The sequence below is a fragment of the Burkholderia sp. MSMB1459WGS genome (genome assembly GCF_001534535.1).
Taxonomy (GTDB): domain Bacteria; phylum Pseudomonadota; class Gammaproteobacteria; order Burkholderiales; family Burkholderiaceae; genus Burkholderia.
In genome coordinates this window covers 124716-141852 of the sequence record NZ_LPMU01000007.1, presented here as the reverse complement: position 1 = coordinate 141852, position 17137 = coordinate 124716, and the positions used below count along the sequence as shown (strand labels likewise).

Genomic DNA, 17137 nt, shown 5'->3' with positions numbered 1-17137 from the left:
GGTGTCGGCGGTGCGACCGGCAGTCTCGGTGGCATCGTGGGCACGGTGGGCAACACGGCCACCGGTGCAGTCGGAACCCTGGCCGGCGCAGTGGGCGGTGCTGGCGGCGCGGCCGGCGGTCTTGGCGGCATCGTTGGCACGGTAGCCAACTCGGCAACAGGCGCAGCCGGAACGCTGGCCGGCGCAGTGGGCGGTGTCGGTGGCGTCGTAGGCGCGGTTGGCAACTCGGCAACAAGTGCAGTCGGAACGTTGGCTGGCGCAGCGGGTAGTGTCGGCGGCGGCGCGACCGGTGGCCTCGGCAGTCTCGGCGGCATCGTTGATACGGTAGCCAACTCGGCAACCGGTGCAGTCGGAACGTTGGCTGGCGCAGCGAGCGGTGTCGGCGGCGGTGCGACTGGCGGTCTCGGCAGTCTCGGCGGCATCGTAGGCACGGTAGCCAACTCGGCAACCGGTGCAGTCGGAACGCTGGCCGGCGCAGTGGGCGGTGCTGGCGGCGCGGCCGGCGGTCTCGGCGGCATCGTGGGCACGGTAGCCAACTCGGCCACCGGTGCAGTCGGAACGTTGGCCGGCGCAGCGGGTGGTGTCGGCGGTGCGACCGGCAGTCTCGGTGGCATCGTGGGCACGGTGGGCAACACGGCCACCGGTGCAGTCGGAACGCTGGCCGGCGCAGTGGGCGGTGCTGGCGGCGCGGCCGGCGGTCTCGGCGGCATCGTGGGCACGGTAGCCAACTCGGCCACCGGTGCAGTCGGAACGTTGGCCGGCGCAGCGGGTAGTGTCGGCGGCGGTGCGACCGGTGGCATCGGCAGTCTCGGCGGCATCGTTGATACGGTAGCCAACTCGGCAACAGGCGCAGTTGGAACGTTGGCTGGCGCAGCGAGCGGTGTCGGTGGCGGTGCGACCGGCGGCCTCGGCAGTCTCGGCGGCATCGTAGGCACGGTAGCCAACTCGGCAACCGGCGCAGCCGGAACATTGGCTGGCGCAGTGGGCGGCGTCGGCGGTGCGGTCGGCAACACGGCCACCGGTGCAGTCGGAACGCTGGCCGGCGCAGTGGGCGGTGCCGGCGGCGCGGCCGGCGGTCTCGGCGGCCTCGTGGGCACGGTCGCCAACGCGGGCACGGGCGTCGTCAACGCCGTCACCGGTGTCGCCGGCAACGGCGGCGCGCTGATCACGCCGATCACGAGCATCGTCGGCAATCTCGGCGGCTCGTTGCCGGTCGGCGCAGCCACCGGGGCGATCGGCGCAGCGTCCGGCGCGGTAACCGGCCTCGCTGGCAGCGGCACCGCGGCGATCGCACCGATCGCATCGACCGTCACGTCGCTGATCGGATCCGCCACGAGCGGTGCCGGCAACGTCGTCGGCTCGGGATCCGGCGCGCTCTCCGGCGCGCTCACCGGCGCAACCGGTGCGGCGGGCTCGCTCGCGACGGTCACCACTGGCCTGACGGGTTCGCTCGCGCACACCGTGACCGGCACCGCCGGCGCGGTCGCCGGGACCCTTCCGGCACTGAGTGTCGCGCTTAATGGCGGTACGGCAGCCGGTGCGGTCGGCGGTGTGACGAACGCCGCGGGGGCGCTCATCTCCGGCGGCGCGACGATCGCCAACGCGGCGGTGCAATCGGTCGGTTCGGCCGTCGGGTCGGTGGCCGGCGTCGTTCCCGCGCTGGCGGTTTCGCTGAACGGCAATTCCGCGCAAGGGGGCGGTAGCGCGTCGGGCGGTGGTTTGCTGGCACCCGTGACGTCGCTCGTCACTTCGCTCACCGTTCCGGTGATCAAGAAGTAGGCGACGTCGATACCGCGGCCGCTGCATGCTCCGGGCGGCCGCGAATCTTCACACCTCAGGCGCGTCATCCACAACGCCGGCGGGACGACGAATCGTGTCGACTCGCGCGGCGTTGGCTCGGTGACGCGCCATTTTGCGTTTCGGGGAGCCGTGGCGTCGCATGCCTCCATCTCGGGTTTCCCGATCTCTTCCTGCATCGGTTCGCCGCGCGTTGAAGGGAGCGATGTACGTTTCCGCCCTCGTCGAACGAGAAAACGGCAACCGCGGGGCCGACGCCACTTCGTTCATTCCCGACGCATACGTCGCACGCCGCAGTCGCAAACGTGTGGATACCAAACCGTCAGTCCGGCGCCACCCCGGTCGATTCGCGCACGACCAGCTCGGGCGCGCGAAACGGCCATGCGAAGTACGTAAGGAATCCGGACGATGCCGTTCGACCGTTGGGGCAGGCGCCCGCGCCGTGCAGCGCTACGACCGGTCGCGATTCCGGGCGCGCGTCGCGCCGGTGATGACCGCGATGCCGAACAGGATGACGGCCACGATCTCGATGATGTGCTGCGCGACGTGCAGCGTCATCAAACCCCAGACGACGCCGCCGATGAAAATGATCCATCCGACCAGGTAGATGAGCAGGGTCATCGCTTTTTCTCCTTGCAGTGTTGGCCCATGGCGCCGGTTGCCGGTCGTGAAAAATTTACCGGGCGCGCGGTGCGCGCGACGAGGACGCGCGATCCGGGAGCACCGGAGCATATTTCGCGCCCGGCGTCTCGTCTGCCGATGGCATGTTCGGCGTGCAGTTTGCCGGCCGCTTCATTCGGATGCCGTGTCATGCGCATGCAGCCCGAGCCGCGCCATCAGCCGCCTGGCGTCGAACGGCGCCTGCGTTTTCGTGTCGTTGTCGAAATAGCAGTACACGTCGCGCGTCGCCGCGCGTGGCGGGTGCAGCGCCGGTGCGGCGAGACGCGCATCGTCGGGTTGCGCGCCCCGGCTCCACGTGTCGATCCGGCGTGCCCATCGCTCGAGCGCCGCATCGGCGTATTCGCCCGAATACTTCGTTTCGGTGCCGTGCAGCCGCATGTAGATGAACCGCGCGCTCAGATCCTCGAATTGGGGCCACGCCTCGGTCGGATCCGACACGACGAGCGCGACCTTGTGGCGGCGCAGCAGCTTCACGAACGCCGGATCCACGAAGCTGTCGTGCCGCACTTCCACCGCGTGGCGCAACGCTCGCTTGCGGTCGATCTCCAGATAAGGCGCCCGGACGTGCGAATCGTGCCGGCGGGCGAGCGCGAGCGCGGCTTCCGTATCGTGCGGCAGCAGGCCCAGGAAGTGCTCCATGTGTGCCGGGTCGAAACGCAGCGAGGGCGGGAATTGCCACAGCAGCGGCCCGAGCTTCTCCTTCAGCGCGAACAACCCCTGAGCGAAAAAATTCGCGCACGCGACCGTGGCGGCCTCGTCGCGAAAACGCAGGATATGCGTCAGGTAGCGCGAACCCTTGACGCTGAACACGAACCCCGACGGCGTTTCGGCATACCAGCGCCGCCAGCTGTCCGGCGCTTGCAGGCTGTAGTGCGTGCCGTTGATCTCGATCGTCTGCATCTGGCTCGCTGCATACCGTAGCTCGCCGGCCTGCTTCAGGTCCGCCGGGTAGAACGTTCCCCGCCAGCCCGGGTAGCGCCAGCCTGAAATACCGATGTGAATCCTGCCGGATGTGCGTGTCACGTCGATGCCCGGCTGCGCCGGGTTCCTGAATGCGGTTCGGGCGACGCGCAATATGCGTGCCGCCGCCGTCACCGGTCCAATTCTTTTTTAAAGACCGCGCCACGTTCGGCCGGTATGATCGCTGCGCTCGCGAACGGCGCAATCGGTCGGTGCGCACCGATCTCCGCTTCACTGCGTTCGCCGGGCACGGCAATCACGACACCACCGGACGGACCGGGCAATACACGGTCCGTCGATCCGGCCGAACGGGCCAACCCAGCACGACGGAGTATCGAGACGATGTGGATGGAGACAGGGACGGGGCGGCGCGCGATGGCGATCGCGGCAGGCGGAGCGTTGTGCGCGGCCGCCGCGGGCGGTGCGCACGCGCAGGCATCGGCGCCGGGGGCGGCGGCTGTGCTGCCGGCCATCGACGTGCGAGGGCCGGCCGATGCTTCGGCCGTCGGGCTCGTCGGGCGGCGCACTGCCACCGGCACCAAGACCGACACGCCGATCGACGAGATTCCGCAAACGATCGACATCGTCACCGCGCAACAGATCGAGATGACCGGCGCGGCCGACCTGAACCAGGCGTTGCGCTACGTGCCCGGCTTCGCGACGTTCGGCGCCGACAGCCGCACCGACTGGTATGCGGCGCTGCGCGGCTTCACGCCGACGCTGTACGTCGACGGCCTGCCGGCGCCGAACACGGCCGTGATCGCGAACTGGCGCGTCGATCCGTACACGATCGATTCGATTGCGGTGCTGCGCGGGCCGACGTCGGTGCTGTACGGCGCGGGCGAGCCCGGCGCGATCGTCGACGCGCAGACGGAGCGCGCCGACGGCACGCGCGTGCGTGAAGCCGGCGTGCAGATCGGCAACGATGCGCGCAAGCAAGCCATGCTCGATGTCGGCGACAGGCTCGATCCGGACGGCAAGTATGCATACCGCTTCGTCGGCGTCGCGCGCGACGGCAACGCGGTGACCGGCCCGAACGGCGACCGGCGCGTCGCGCTCGCGCCGTCGTTCCGGTGGCGGCCGAACGCCGACACGTCGCTGACGTTTTCCGCGACATACCTGCAGGACAGCGGCGACATCTCGTCGAACTTCCTGCCCGCGTCGGGCACGGTGCTGCCGAACCCGAACGGCCGCCTGTCGCAGGACATCTACATGGGCGACCCGTCGTTCAACGACTACCGCAAGAAGCAATGGTCGCTCGGCTACGCGCTGGAACACCGCGTGAACGCGATCTGGACGCTGCATCAGGACGTGCGCTGGTCGCACCTGTCGCTCGACGATGCGACGGTGTTCGGCAACGGCCTCGCGCCCCGAAGCACGACGAACATGATGCGTTTCGCGGGGCTGTTCCAGCTCAACTACAGCCGGCTCGACATCGACAATCGCGCACAGGCGCACTTCGGCACGGGGCCGCTCGAACACACGCTGCTGTTCGGCCTGCAGTTCGACCGGCAGACGACGACCAACAGCGTGCAACTCGCGCTCGCCCCGTCGCTCGACCTGTATCACCCGGTCTATCGGCCTGTGACCGCCGCGATCTTCTCGGGCCCGACATCGCTCGGCCACGTCGACCAGTACACCGCGATGAACGGATTCGGCGTGTATGCGCAGGACCAGATCCGCTGGCGGCGCTGGACGCTGACGCTCGGCGGCCGCGAGGACGTCGTGAATGCGCGGTTCGACGACCGGGCCGCCGGCTCGCATGCACAGCAGGACGTCAGTGCGTTCTCCGGGCGGGTCGGGCTCACCTATCGCGGCGACGCCGGGTTGTCGCCGTACGTCGCCTATTCGACGTCGTTCGATCCGGTCATCGGCGTGCGGATGTACGGCGGCGGCTTGCCGAAGCCGACGCGCGGCACGCAGACGGAGGCCGGGCTGCGCTGGCAGCCGGCCGGCCGGAACCTGATGCTGAATGCGGCCGTGTATCGGATCGACCAGACCAACGTCGTCACGCCCACGCCGGTGAATCTCGACCCGACCGCGACGACGTCGGTGCAGACCGGCAAGGTGCGCTCGCGCGGCATCGAGCTGAGCGCGGTCGGCCAGGTGTCGCGCGAGCTGTCGATCGTCGCGTCGTATCTCTATCAGGACGTCAAGAACGTGCAGGCGAACGACGCATCGCTGAACCACTGGCCGGTGTCCGTCCCGCTGCCGCGGCAGATGGCGTCGATGTGGGCCGACTGGACCTGGCGCACGGGCGCGCTGGCGGGCCTCGGCATCGGCGGCGGCGTGCGCTACCAGAGCGCATCGGCCGGCGCGCCCGACAATTCGCTGACGGTGCCGAGCGCGACGCTTTACGACCTCGCGATCCATTACGAGCTGCCGCGCTGGCGTTTCGCGGTGAATGTCGCGAACCTGTTCGACCGGCGCTATGTCAGCGGCTGTCAGTCGTACGCCGTGTGCGTGTTCGGCAACGAGCGGACCGTGCTGGCCAGCGCGAAATACAACTGGTGAGCGTGAGTGCGTCGCACGCGGCCTACACGCGGCGTTGCGGCTCCCGGGTAGCCGTGCGCGCGCCCGCATGGCCCTGGCGTCGCCATTCGGTCGGCGTGATGCCGAAACGTTCGCGGAAGGCGGTGGCGAAATTGGCCGGCGTGGAAAAGCCGATTTCCTTCGCGATACTGGCGATGCTGAGCGATGTGGAGTCCAGCAGATCCTGCGCGATCCGCAGTCGCTCGTAGCGCAGATATTCGAACACCGTCTGGCCGAGATTGTCGCGAAACGCGCGCGACAAGCGCTTTTCGTGCGTGCCGACCGCACGCGCCAGTTCCTCCACCGTCGGCGGATCGTTCAGCGTGCGCGACAGGTGGCGGATGGCCGCGCGCACGATGATGTCGTCGTCGTTGCCGCCCGCGAACGGGCTTTCCGCCGTTTCCGTCCCGGCGGACCGTTCGCGTTTCGCGCGCGAGAGCTGCACGCGAATCCGCGCGATCACCTCCGCCGGCTCGAACGGCTTCACCACATAGTCGACGCCGCCGATCTCCAGCCCCTCGAGCCGTTCGTGCAACGCGCCGGCCACGGTCAGGAAGATGATCGGGATCGCGCCCGTCAGCGGATCGGCGGCCAGCAGGCGGCATGCGGTGAAGCCGTCCATGCGCGGCATGCGCACGTCCATCAGGATCAGGTCGGGCATCAGCGCCTGCGCGCGCTGGCACGCTTGCGCGCCGTCGAATGCGACGCTGATCCGGCATCCCGTGCTGCGCAGCATGTCGGTCAGCAAACGGAGCTGGTCGGGTTGATCGTCGACGATCAGGATATGCGCGTCGCGCAATGCGGAGATCGATGAAGGCATCGTGCACCTGTTGTTAAAAGGCAGTTGGCTGCGTTTTCCGCGGGTGGCCAGCCCGGTGAGGTGGAAACGTCGGAGGCCGCTGCGTGGCGATGCATCCCGGCGCATCGCACGCTCGCATCGATTTCGGACAAGGGGGAGCCGCGCGGCGTTCGTCGTTTTGATCGCCGGGTCGGTCGGGACGCGACGGATCGCCGTGCTCGCGTGGACGACGATCGCGACTGCCGGAATCGATGCGAGCGGAATTGTAGGAGCATATTCGGAATCCGGCCAGACACGACGGCTCCATTTGCACCATTCCATCTTCGCGATTATAGAAAATGGCGGTTTGCGACAGGAACGTGAAACGTCGACGTGCATCATTGCTCGTGGTTTACGCGTATATCCAGTGAGAAAACCGCGCGACCGGCCGGCTTTCGGATTGTATTTTCGAGAAATGGATTATTTGAATCCGCTTTGGCAAAGTATTTATCCGCTCGGCAAAAGGTTTTGAATAATGGCGCTGGCGCGAAATCGTTTGCGGAATGGGCGTATTTTACGTAAACCATTGAATATTTGGAATTTTACAATCTATAAAGAATGTCGGCTTTAATAATTTAATTCCGTGTCTCATAATTCGTCCGAACTTTGAGTCACGGGTGGGGCAGGGCAGCGGAAGCGCCGCAAGCGGTGACGGACGTTGCCTGACCCGAAGCCGGCGCATCAATTGATGACTGTCCCGCCACGTGCTCGCTGCACGGAGTGAAACCCGGGTTGCCGGGAATGAAATAAAAGAAGCAGTGTGGGTCGCGATCGGCGCGGCGACAAATCGGGGATGCATATGACGACGGGTTGAATCTCCGGATTCAGCCGGGGAAAGACTCGTCCATATGAATCAATACGTATTCCTAATGCATTTGTCGAATTAACGGAACGGGACGTCAGGCCGACGGCATGCCCCGGGTGTTCGAACGCCCGGTCGAAACGGGTGCTCGACGCGTGTCGTGTCGGCATGGATTGCCCGGCGTCGGAAGCCCGGCGCCGGAATCCGCTTCCGAAACGAAGTCGCAATCGAAGTCGAAGCTGTCAATAAAAGTAAGTAGTCCGTATTCAAACCAGACGCTACACAACGGAGCAGAAGACCATGAAGAGGAAGCAGATTTCGGCGCTTGCCGCCGCGATGTTCACGGGCGCGGGTGTGCTGATCGCCGGCGCCGCGCACGCGGACAATTTCGTCGACCGCGGCAACCCGGACAACGCGCTGAACGGCCAGTGCATCGACGGCACCAACCCGCTGTGCGTGGCAACGAAGAGCGGCAACTACGTCGCGGTCAGTACCACGAACGTGACGCAGGGCACCAATGCGATGGCAGGCGCCAGCGGTATCGCGATCGGCGACCAGTCGAATGCGAGCAGCAAGGGCGGCAGCGGCAGCGGCGGCGCGATCGCGATCGGCGTCGGCTCGCAGGCGCTGGCGAACTCGGCCACCGCGATCGGTACGGTGGCGGTCGCGCAGGGCAACACGGCGCTGGCGATCGGCCGCCAGTCGGCTGCGGTCGGCGATTTCTCGATGGCGCTCGGCAACGTCGCGGATGCGCACGGCACGAGCTCGATCGCGCTCGGCCATTCGGCGCTGGCCAGCGGCGACCGTTCGATCGCGATCGGCGGTGCGAACCCGACGTCGAGCGACGGCGTATCGGCCGGCGCATCGTACGACGCGGCCACGCAGACGCGTGCGGCCGGCACGCAGTCGGTGGCGATCGGCGCGGGCGCGCGGACGAACGACAACAACCAGGTGGCGATCGGCTCGGGCAGTGTCGGCGCGAACAACGGCGGCACGCCGGTGTTCGGCGGCACGGCCGCACCGGTCGGCGGCGCGGTGTCGTTCGGCGCGCTCGGCAGCGAACGCCAGCTCAAGAACGTCGCGGCAGGCGCGGCCGATACGGATGCCGTCAACGTCCAGCAGTTGAAGAACGTGAACAGCACGCTGAGCACGGGCATCGGCAACGTCGACGCACGCGTGACGTCGGTCGGCAATGCGCTGTCGACCTCGATCTCGAACGTCGACCAGCGCGTGACCAGCGTCGGCAACAGCCTCAGCACGAGCATCGTCACGGCGACGCAGAACGTCGTGAAATACACCGACGACTCGCATGCGGCGATCGCGCTCGACGGCGCCACCGGCACGACGATCGGCGGCGTGGCCGCCGGCGTCGCCGATACCGACGCCGTCAACGTCGGCCAGTTGAAGGGCAGCCTCACGCCGCTGCAGGCGTCCGTTTCGACGGCGGCTTCGAACATCGCGAACCTGCAGAACAGCGTGACCGGCATCAACGGCTCGCTGAGCACCGCGGCGTCGAACATCGTCAACCTGCAGGCGGCCGATACGCGCAACGTCAAGTACGACGGCGCGAGCGGCTTCGACTCGGTGACGTTCGCCGGCCCGAACGGCACGACGCTGCACAACGTCGCGGACGGCAAGGACGTCCACGACGCCGTCAACGTCGGCCAGTTGACGGGCGGCCTCGCATCGCTCAGCACGAGCGTGACGAACAACCTCAGCACGACGCTCGGCAACCTGAGCACGTCGATCGCCGGCCAGATCGGCAACGCGACGAAGAACGCGGTGCAGTACGACGACGATGCGCACGGCGGCGTCACGCTCGGCGGCACGGGTGCCGCGGCGCCGGTCGGCCTGCACAACGTCGCGGACGGCGTGGCGGCAGGCGATGCGGTGAACGTGGGCCAGCTCGGCAAGGCGACCGACACGCTCAACCAGTCGATCGCGACCGTCGGCAACCAGGTGACGACGAACACCGGCAACATCGCGGCGCTTCAGCAGGACGCGCTGCAATGGAACCCGGCCCTCGGCGCGTACGATGCGAGCCACGGCGGCCACGGCCCGCAGCTCATCAGCAACGTCGCGGCCGGCAAGAGCGGAACGGACGCGGTCAACGTCGATCAGCTGAACGCGGCGATTCACGACGGGACGAGCCAGCTCGATGCGCTCGCCGTCAAATACGACGATCCGAGCAAGCGGCAGGTGTCGCTCGGCGCAGGCAACGGCGGCAGCCCGGTGCGCGTGACCAATGTCGCGGAAGGCAACGTGGCGGCCGGCAGCACCGATGCGGTGAACGGCGCGCAACTGCGTCGCGCGACCGATGGCGCCGCGGCCGCGCTCGGCGGCGGCGCGACCGCGAACCCGGACGGCTCGATCGGCGCACCGAACTACAAGATCGGCGGCAGCGCGTTCGACAACGTCGGCGACGCATTGACGAACCTCGACGGCCGCGTCGGCAGCAACACGACGACGCTTGCGAATCACGAAACGCGCATCGGCAATGCCGAAACGAACATCGCGGGCAACACCGCCGCGATTGCCGGGCTGCAACAGGACGCGCTGCAGTTCGACCCGACGCTCGGCGCGTTCAACGCCGCGCGCGGCGGTGCGCCGACGAAGCTGACGAACGTGGCCGACGGCAACGTCGCCGCGGGCAGCACGGATGCGGTGAACGGCGGCCAGTTGTCGGGCGTGAAGACCGCGCTCGAACAGCAGATCACGCAGGTGTCGAACCAGGCCGGCGAAGCCGTGAAGAACGTCGTCAAGTACGACGTCGACGCGAGCGGCAACCGGCTGAATTCGGTGTCGCTCGTCGGCGGCGACGCAACGTCGGCGGTCGTGCTGAAGAATGTCGCGGCGGGCACCAGCGATACCGACGCGGTGAACGTGAAGCAGTTGAAGGACGTGCAGTCGAACCTGAACCAGCTCGGCGCGCTCGCGGTGCAGTACGACGATGGCTCCAAGAGCACGATCACGCTCGGCGGTGCGGGCGGTACACGCATCACCAACGTGCAGGCCGGCACGCTCGGCGCGACCAGCACCGACGCGGTGAACGGTTCGCAGCTCTACGCGACCAACCAGCAGGTGTCGAAGAACACCACCGACATTTCGAACCTGCAAGGCAGCGTGACCAACATCGCGAACGGCAAGGCCGGCCTCGTGCAGCAGCAGGATCCGAACGGCACGATCACGGTCGGCAAGGATTCGGGCGGCGCGAGCGTGAACTTCTCCGGCACGTCGGGCGACCGCGTGCTGACCGGTGTCGCGGCGGGCGTGAGCGACAACGACGCGGTCAACATGGGGCAGTTCAACAACGCGCTGAAGAACGTGGCGGCCAACGACAAGATCCGCGCGGCCGCGACCGATGCGAACACCACATGGATCGCGCGTGCCGACGCGGGTGCGATCGGGTCGACGGCGACCGCGACCGGCAAGAACGCGGTGGCGGTCGGCCAAGGCTCCGTCGCCGATCGCGACAACTCGTTCTCGGTCGGCGCGAAGGGCAGCGAGCGCCAGATCACGAACGTCGCGGCCGGCACGGCGCCGACCGACGCGGTGAACGTGCAGCAGTTGAACGACAACCTCGCGACGGCGTCGACGCAGGCGAAGGGGTATACCGACCAGCGCATCGGGCAGGTGTACAACTCGTTCAACGACCTGAAGAAGGACATGTACGGCGGCGTCGCGTCGGCGATGGCGGTGGCCGGCTTGCCGCAGCCGACTGGCGCGGGGCGCTCGATGGTGTCGGCGGCGACGTCGAATTATCACGGCCAGCAGGGCTTCGCAGCCGGCTACTCGTACGTGACGGAGAACAATCGCTGGGTCGTCAAGGCATCGGTGACGGGCAACGCGCGGTCGGACTTCGGCGCGGTGGTCGGCGCGGGTTATCAGTTCTGATGCAGGTCGCGTCATCGTGAGCGACGCGTGGTGCCGGGCGATGCAGGCGAAGCCCGGTACTCACGGCCGATCGGCGGCCCGGGGTTCGTACGCGAATCCCGGGCCGTCGTCGTTTCGCGTCGGCCGCTCGGGCATCCCGCATCGACGGTGCCCGTCGCGAATGCGAGTGGCGCCTTCCGCCGTGATCGTCGCCATCCCGCAACGCTCGGCCCCGCAAGGGTTTCGCGCCCGTGCGGCGGAACGTCCAATGCGAGTTGTGGGATGCGAGCCCGCGCTCGTATTCTGAAGTCCTCGGGCGGCACGGCATGGGGCCTGCGCCCATCACCGCATCGGAGAGCGCGACCATGAATGCAACGACACCCACGATGAAACTCAACCACTTGAGCTTTCCCTCCGCCGACACACTGGCGACCGCCCGATTCTTCGAGCGATACCTCGGCTTCACGATCGCGGGAAGCTGGGAAAAATCCTGGATCCTCAAACGCCCAGGCTTCGACGTCGTGATCGATCACGTCGGCGACGGCGTGCCCGCGTGGCCGACCAATTTCCACGTCGGCTTCGAACTGCCGAGCCTCGATGCCGTGCAAGCGCTATTCGCGCGCTTCAAGGAAGAGGGCGTCGCGATGGAAACCGGCGTCTTCAACAACGGGCGCGGCTCGCGCTTCTTTTGCCGCGCGCCGGGCGGCGTGATGTTCGAACTGAACACGCGCGCGGATGCCGCGCCGGAATATCAGGGCACTTTCGACGATTGAAGCGACGCGGTTCGTGCCGCGCTCAATCGCAACGGCCGGCGCGGGCGAGGGTCTCGATGGCCGCGCGGGCACGCGACGGTCTGGTGATCTCCGTCCATTGCAGATGCGCGTATTTCGGGTCGTCGCGCAAGCCGGCGAACTTGACGCGGTTTTTCGCGAATGTCGTGTACGACCACAGCAGCACCGAGTCTCGCGAGCAGAACGCCATCCGCAGCGATTCCCGGTTGCCGTGAAACAGCTCGGTGCGCATGAGCCCGCGGCCGATCGTGCGTCGGAGCACGCGGGAAAACACCGTCCATCGCCCGAAGTTGAGCCAGACGACGTGCGTGGCGCGCGACCACAGCACGTCGCGCACCGCGCTGTAGTTGCCGTCGGCGACCCATTGGTCGCCGGCCGTCGCCGCCCGCACCTCCCGCTCGAACTGCGCGGGCGGCACGGCGGTCCAGCCGGGGCCCCAGTAGAGCCGGTCGAGTTCGATGCAGGGGCAGGCCGCGGCGGTTGCCAGCGCGCTGGCGAAGGTGGATTTCCCGGATCCGCTCGTTCCGACGACGATGACACGCATGTGTGTGACCCCGGGCAAAAAGGTGAGGGTGCGTATTGTGCCCGAAGCGCGCGGGCGGCCCGGTATCCGCGGCGGGAAAAGGCGGGCCGCCGACGAAACCGCGCATCGATCAATCGAGCGGCGGCACCGCGCCCTCCCGCAACATCTTGACGAGCCGCGCGCGCCGCTTTTCGAGATCGGCGATCTGGCGGTCGATCGCTTCGAGGCGTTCGCGCTGGACGTCGGTGACCTGATCGCACGAACGTGCGCCGTCGATCAGCAGCATGCAGTCCGGAAAGCCGCGGATGTCGTCGAGGGTGAAACCGGTCGCGATCATGCGCTGAATCTGTTTGACCTGCGTCACCGCTTTTTCGGGGAACAGGCGATAGCCGTTGGCCGCGCGCACCGACGCGAGCAGGCCGTGCTCGTCGTAGTGCCGGATCGAACGCACGCTCGCGCCGGTGAGCTGCGCGAGTTTGCCGATGGTCATCGGGGGCGGAGTGGGCGGTTTTTTCATGAGAGGCAGGCTAACACGATTCGCTTGACTCTCACATCAGTGTGAGGGTTGAGACTGGGCGTCCATTCATGCCTGGAGGAAAAATCGTGAATACCCGAGTGCTGATCCGCTGGCTGATTGCCGCGATCTGGTGGGCGACGCCCTTCGCATGGGCGTACGACGCGGCGGCCGCGCCGCTGAGCTATACCGTCACGTCGACGGACGGCGTGAAGCTGGCCGTTCAGGAAAGCGGCGACCCCGGCGGCGTGCCGATCATCCTGATTCACGGCCTGCTCGGCAGCCGCCTGAACTGGGACGCGCAGGTCGACAGCCCCGAACTGCGCCGATTCCGCATCATCACGTACGATCTGCGCGGCCACGGGCTGTCGGACAAGCCGCCAGGCGCGCAGCCGTATCGCGACGGCACCCGCTGGGGTGACGATCTCGCCGCGGTCATCGAGGGCGCGCATGCGCGCAAGCCGGTCGTGGTCGGCTGGTCGCTCGGCGGCGTGGTGATCTCGAACTACCTCGCCAAATACGGCGATCGCGCGATCGCGGGCGCGGTGTACGTCGACGGCGTGGTCGAGCTTGCACCGGGCCAGATCGTCGATCATCCCGACGTGTATCGGGACATGAATGCGCCGGACCTGAGGACGCATCTCGACGGCGAACGCACGTTCGTCGGTCTGTGCTTCAACCGTCGGCCGGCTGCCGCCACGTTCGAGCGCTTGCTCGCCAACGCCGCGATGGCGTCGTGGGACATGCAAAAGGCCATCCCGACGATGTCGGTGTTCGCCGCCACGGGGCTCGGCAACGCGCGCGTGCCGCTGCTCTTCGTCTACGGCGGCCGCGACGCGCTGGTCGATACGCACGCGACGCTGGCCCGCGCGGCCGAGCTGAATCCACGCATCGTCGGCAAGGTGTACGCGGAATCGGGGCACGCGCCGTTCATCGAGGAAGCCGAGCGATTCAATCGCGATCTGGCCGCGTTCGTCCGATCGGTGTCCTCGCCGTGAAGTCGTGTGTCGCGCGGGCCAGCGACGTCAGGCCGGCGCGGCCGGCACGCCGGCCGTGTCGCCCGCCGCGCGATCGTGAAAGCGCTGGAACGCATCGAGCAGCCGCACGCGCTGCGCGGCCAGCGACGGATCGCGCCGATCGCGCGGCCGTGCGACGTCGACGTGGATTTCGTCGTCGATGCGGCCTGGATTCGGTGCGAGCATCAGCACGCGATCGCCGAGATACAGCGCTTCGTCGAGATCGTGCGTGACGACGATCGCGGCCATCCGGTGCCGCTGGACGACGTCGAGCAGCAGCGTCTGCAAGCGCATCCGGGTGATCGCGTCGACCGCGCTGAACGGTTCGTCGAGCAGCAGCAGATCCGGCTCGCCGAACAGCCCGCGCGCGATCGCGGCGCGCTGCGCCATCCCGCCCGACAACGTGGCCGGCAGTTGCCGCGCGACGCCGGCCAGGCCGACTTCGTCGAGCAATCGCGCGACGCTCGGGTGGCGTCCGCCCCGAGGGCCGGACGCGAAGCCGACGTTGTCCGCGATCGACAGCCACGGCAGCAGCCGCGGCTCCTGAAAGATCACGCCGACGCGCGCGGACGGCCCGGCCAGCACGCTGCCGTCGAGCGTCACGCTGCCGCGGAAATCCCGGTCGAGGCCCGCGACGATCCGCAACAGCGTGCTCTTGCCGCACCCGCTCGGGCCCACCACGCAGACGATCTCGCCCCGCGCGACCTGCAACGCGATGTCGGCCAGGATCGTGCGACTGCCGTACAGCTTGTGGGCGATTCGCAGGTCGAGCAGCGGCGCGGCGACGCCGGCGGTCGGGCGCACGGAAGGGTAGGCGCTCATTGCCCGCCCTCGCGCGACGCGCCGCCGAACGCATCGCGCCAGCCGAGCCAGCGCGACTCGACGCGGCGCATCGCGCCGTCGGTCAGCTTGCCGAGCAACGCGAGCAGCAGGATCGCGCCGAACACGAGATCGGGGCGCCCGGTCTCGCGGCCGTCGCTCAGCAGGAAGCCGAGACCGCGCGTGGCCGCGATCAGCTCCGCGGCGACCATGAACATCCACGCGAGACTGAGGCCGGTCCGCAGGCCGGTGACGATCTGCGGCAGCGCGGCCGGCAGCAGTATCCGGCGGAACAAAGCGAGCGGGCCGAGCCGGTATACGGCGCCGAGCTCGACGAGCTTGCGGTCCACGTCGCGAATGCCGGCGACCACCGCGAGATGAACCGGAAAGAACGCACCGATCGCGATCAGCGTGATCTTCGGTGCTTCGTCGATGCCGAGCCACAGCAGCAGTACCGGCACCCATGCGAGCGACGGAATCGCGCGCAGCGCCTGGAACGTCGGTTCGAACAGCGCGTCGATCCGGCGGCTCAGGCCCATCGCCGCGCCGACGACGAGCGCGAGCCCGGCGCCGGCCGCAAACCCGGCCGCGACGCGCAGCGTGCTCGCACCGACGTGACGGGCGAGCCGCGTGGCGCCCATCCGCGCGAGCGTATCGAGAATCTCGCTCGGCGCCGGCACGAGATGATCCGGCAGCCAGCCGCGCCGCACCACGAACTCCAGCAGCACGAGTGCGACGAACGGCAGCGCGAGGCCCGCGATACGCCATGGGCGCAGCGGGTCGCGCCGGGCCGTACGAGGCCGCGAAGCGGGTGGGTGCGCCGCGCGCGCATCGCCGCGCGCGGCGGTGTTCGTCACCGGGGGCATGCTCAATGCGACGCCGCGACGATCGGGCGCGCGAACGACGGATCGATCAGCGCATCGACGATCTTCGCAGGATCGACGCCCGGCTTGGTCAACTGCTCGGCCGTCAGCACCGGCGCCGCGGCCTTCAGCGCCGCGCGCTGCGTGTCGCCCGGCACCGGGTCGCCGAAGTCGTTGCGCTGAAGCTGCAGCTTCGCGACCGGCAGCGACACCTTCGATTGATCGGCGACGATCTGCGCGGTCTCGGCCGGATGCGCGACGATCCACTGGCGCGCGCGGTCGTAGACCTTCAGCACGCGCGTCACCGCCTGCGGATACTGGCTGGCGAACGCATCGCGAACATTCAGGAACCCGTACGTGTTGAACGCGACGTTGCGATACAGCAGGCGCGCGCCGTCGTCGAGCTGGGCGGCGGCCATGTGCGGATCGAGCCCGGCCCATGCATCGACCTGCCCGTTCGCGAGCGCGGTGCGGCCGTCCGGATGCTGCAGGTTGACGATCTCGACGTCGTCGCGCGTCAGCCCGACCGTGTGCAGCGCGCGCAGCGTGAACAGGAACGGATCGGTGCCGCGCGTCGCGGCGATCTTCTTGCCCTTCAGATCGGCGAGCGAGCGGATCGGCGAATCCTTTCGCACCACGAGCGCCGTCCATTCGGGGCGCGAGAACACGTAGACGGTGTGGATCGGGTTGCCGTTCGCCCGCGCGAGCACCGACGCCAGCCCCGCGGCCGAGCCGAAATCGACCGCGCCGCTGTTCAGGTATTCGAGCGCGCGATTGCTGCCGAGGCTCAGCACCCAGCGAATCGCCGTACCGTCGGCCTTGAATTCGTCGTCGAGCCAGCCGAAGTGGCGGACCACGAGACTCTCGGGCGAGTAATACGCATAGTCGACGCGGATTTCGGCGGGCGTCGCCGCGTGCGCGTGCATCGACGCGAGGCCGGCAAGCGCGGCAACGACGAGGGCCGCGGATTGCCACACGCGGGACCAGAACGGCTTCATCGGGGATTCTCCGGAAGAGCGGCAATGCGCCGCGAACAGGCTGGGAAGAGGGCTAATGTAACGAAGCGCAGGCGATCCGTTAACGAAGAAATCCGCGATTGAACATGCACGTTGCTGATAAGCGTGCCCC

General features: G+C 68.0%; 13 protein-coding genes. 5 read left to right on the top strand and 8 right to left on the bottom strand.

The genetic code is table 11. The features are described 5' to 3' along the window. Positions 1 to 1779, top strand: a 1779-nt coding sequence (locus tag WT97_RS34485; protein ID WP_373558470.1) for a beta strand repeat-containing protein, incomplete at its 5' end; no start/stop codon positions are given. Positions 1780 to 2247: 468 nt separating this feature from the next. Here WT97_RS34485 and WT97_RS34480 read toward each other — a convergent pair. Together WT97_RS34480 and WT97_RS03455 are read right to left on the bottom strand one after the other, a co-directional pair. Next, positions 2248 to 2418: a hypothetical protein gene (locus tag WT97_RS34480; RefSeq protein WP_179949065.1), complete on the bottom strand. Its 171-nt coding sequence runs from the start codon at positions 2416 to 2418 to the stop codon at positions 2248 to 2250. Between the two features lie 171 nt (positions 2419 to 2589). Further along, entirely contained in the window at positions 2590 to 3501 is a 912-nt protein-coding gene (locus WT97_RS03455; protein WP_060352843.1) for a DUF72 domain-containing protein, read from the bottom strand. Positions 3502 to 3780: 279 nt separating this feature from the next. On the opposite strand from WT97_RS03455, the gene WT97_RS03450 reads away from it, so the two are divergent. Next, on the top strand, positions 3781 to 5952 hold the full coding sequence (locus WT97_RS03450; protein WP_060352834.1) for a TonB-dependent siderophore receptor: 2172 nt from the start codon (positions 3781 to 3783) through the stop codon (positions 5950 to 5952). Between the two features lie 22 nt (positions 5953 to 5974). On the opposite strand, the gene WT97_RS03445 is transcribed toward WT97_RS03450, so the two are convergent. Then, positions 5975 to 6790, bottom strand: a complete 816-nt coding sequence (locus WT97_RS03445; protein ID WP_060352833.1) for a response regulator — start codon at positions 6788 to 6790, stop codon at positions 5975 to 5977. Between the two features lie 1120 nt (positions 6791 to 7910). Here WT97_RS03445 and WT97_RS03440 point away from each other — a divergent pair. Beyond that, positions 7911 to 11504, top strand: coding sequence for a YadA-like family protein (locus tag WT97_RS03440; RefSeq protein ID WP_060352832.1), 3594 nt, complete (start codon positions 7911 to 7913; stop codon positions 11502 to 11504). 365 nt (positions 11505 to 11869) lie between these two features. After that, positions 11870 to 12256, top strand: a complete 387-nt coding sequence (locus WT97_RS03435) for a VOC family protein (RefSeq protein WP_059506292.1) — start codon at positions 11870 to 11872, stop codon at positions 12254 to 12256. Positions 12257 to 12278: 22 nt separating this feature from the next. Here WT97_RS03435 and WT97_RS03430 read toward each other — a convergent pair whose 3' ends face one another. Both WT97_RS03430 and WT97_RS03425 read right to left on the bottom strand, forming a co-directional pair. Further along, on the bottom strand, positions 12279 to 12818 hold the full coding sequence (locus tag WT97_RS03430) for a toxin (RefSeq protein ID WP_059506290.1): 540 nt from the start codon (positions 12816 to 12818) through the stop codon (positions 12279 to 12281). 109 nt (positions 12819 to 12927) lie between these two features. Further along, the gene (locus WT97_RS03425) at positions 12928 to 13314 is read right to left on the bottom strand and encodes a MerR family transcriptional regulator (RefSeq protein WP_060352831.1); all 387 of its coding nucleotides are present in this window, start codon (positions 13312 to 13314) and stop codon (positions 12928 to 12930) included. A gap of 86 nt (positions 13315 to 13400) precedes the next feature. Between WT97_RS03425 and WT97_RS03420 the strand changes: the two genes are divergently transcribed. Further along, positions 13401 to 14309: an alpha/beta fold hydrolase gene (locus WT97_RS03420; RefSeq protein ID WP_082751316.1), complete on the top strand. Its 909-nt coding sequence runs from the start codon at positions 13401 to 13403 to the stop codon at positions 14307 to 14309. Positions 14310 to 14336: 27 nt separating this feature from the next. On the opposite strand, the gene WT97_RS03415 is transcribed toward WT97_RS03420, so the two are convergent. The 3 genes from WT97_RS03415 to WT97_RS03405 are packed head-to-tail and all read right to left on the bottom strand — an operon-like array spanning position 14337 to position 17007. Continuing rightward, positions 14337 to 15149, bottom strand: coding sequence for an ABC transporter ATP-binding protein (locus WT97_RS03415; RefSeq protein ID WP_060352829.1), 813 nt, complete (start codon positions 15147 to 15149; stop codon positions 14337 to 14339). Then, on the bottom strand, positions 15146 to 16012 hold the full coding sequence (locus WT97_RS03410) for an ABC transporter permease (RefSeq protein ID WP_060352828.1): 867 nt from the start codon (positions 16010 to 16012) through the stop codon (positions 15146 to 15148). Before WT97_RS03410 ends, WT97_RS03415 begins: the two co-directional genes overlap by 4 nt. Positions 16013 to 16014: 2 nt before the next feature. Then, positions 16015 to 17007: an aliphatic sulfonate ABC transporter substrate-binding protein gene (locus WT97_RS03405; protein ID WP_059506281.1), complete on the bottom strand. Its 993-nt coding sequence runs from the start codon at positions 17005 to 17007 to the stop codon at positions 16015 to 16017. Positions 17008 to 17137 lie beyond the last annotated feature (130 nt).

What these genes read in the sequence shown, in the direction of transcription:
- WT97_RS03445 (WP_060352833.1), bottom strand. Translation starts at nt 6,790, where the DNA reads ATGCCTTCATCGATCTCCGCATTGCGCGACGCGCATATCCTGATCGTC.
- WT97_RS03425 (WP_060352831.1), bottom strand. Translation starts at nt 13,314, where the DNA reads ATGAAAAAACCGCCCACTCCGCCCCCGATGACCATCGGCAAACTCGCG.
- WT97_RS34480 (WP_179949065.1), bottom strand. Translation starts at nt 2,418, where the DNA reads ATGACCCTGCTCATCTACCTGGTCGGATGGATCATTTTCATCGGCGGC.
- WT97_RS03435 (WP_059506292.1), top strand. Translation starts at nt 11,870, where the DNA reads ATGAAACTCAACCACTTGAGCTTTCCCTCCGCCGACACACTGGCGACC.
- WT97_RS03450 (WP_060352834.1), top strand. Translation starts at nt 3,781, where the DNA reads ATGTGGATGGAGACAGGGACGGGGCGGCGCGCGATGGCGATCGCGGCA.
- WT97_RS03405 (WP_059506281.1), bottom strand. Translation starts at nt 17,007, where the DNA reads ATGAAGCCGTTCTGGTCCCGCGTGTGGCAATCCGCGGCCCTCGTCGTT.
- WT97_RS03415 (WP_060352829.1), bottom strand. Translation starts at nt 15,149, where the DNA reads ATGAGCGCCTACCCTTCCGTGCGCCCGACCGCCGGCGTCGCCGCGCCG.
- WT97_RS03440 (WP_060352832.1), top strand. Translation starts at nt 7,911, where the DNA reads ATGAAGAGGAAGCAGATTTCGGCGCTTGCCGCCGCGATGTTCACGGGC.
- WT97_RS03410 (WP_060352828.1), bottom strand. Translation starts at nt 16,012, where the DNA reads ATGCCCCCGGTGACGAACACCGCCGCGCGCGGCGATGCGCGCGCGGCG.
- WT97_RS03430 (WP_059506290.1), bottom strand. Translation starts at nt 12,818, where the DNA reads ATGCGTGTCATCGTCGTCGGAACGAGCGGATCCGGGAAATCCACCTTC.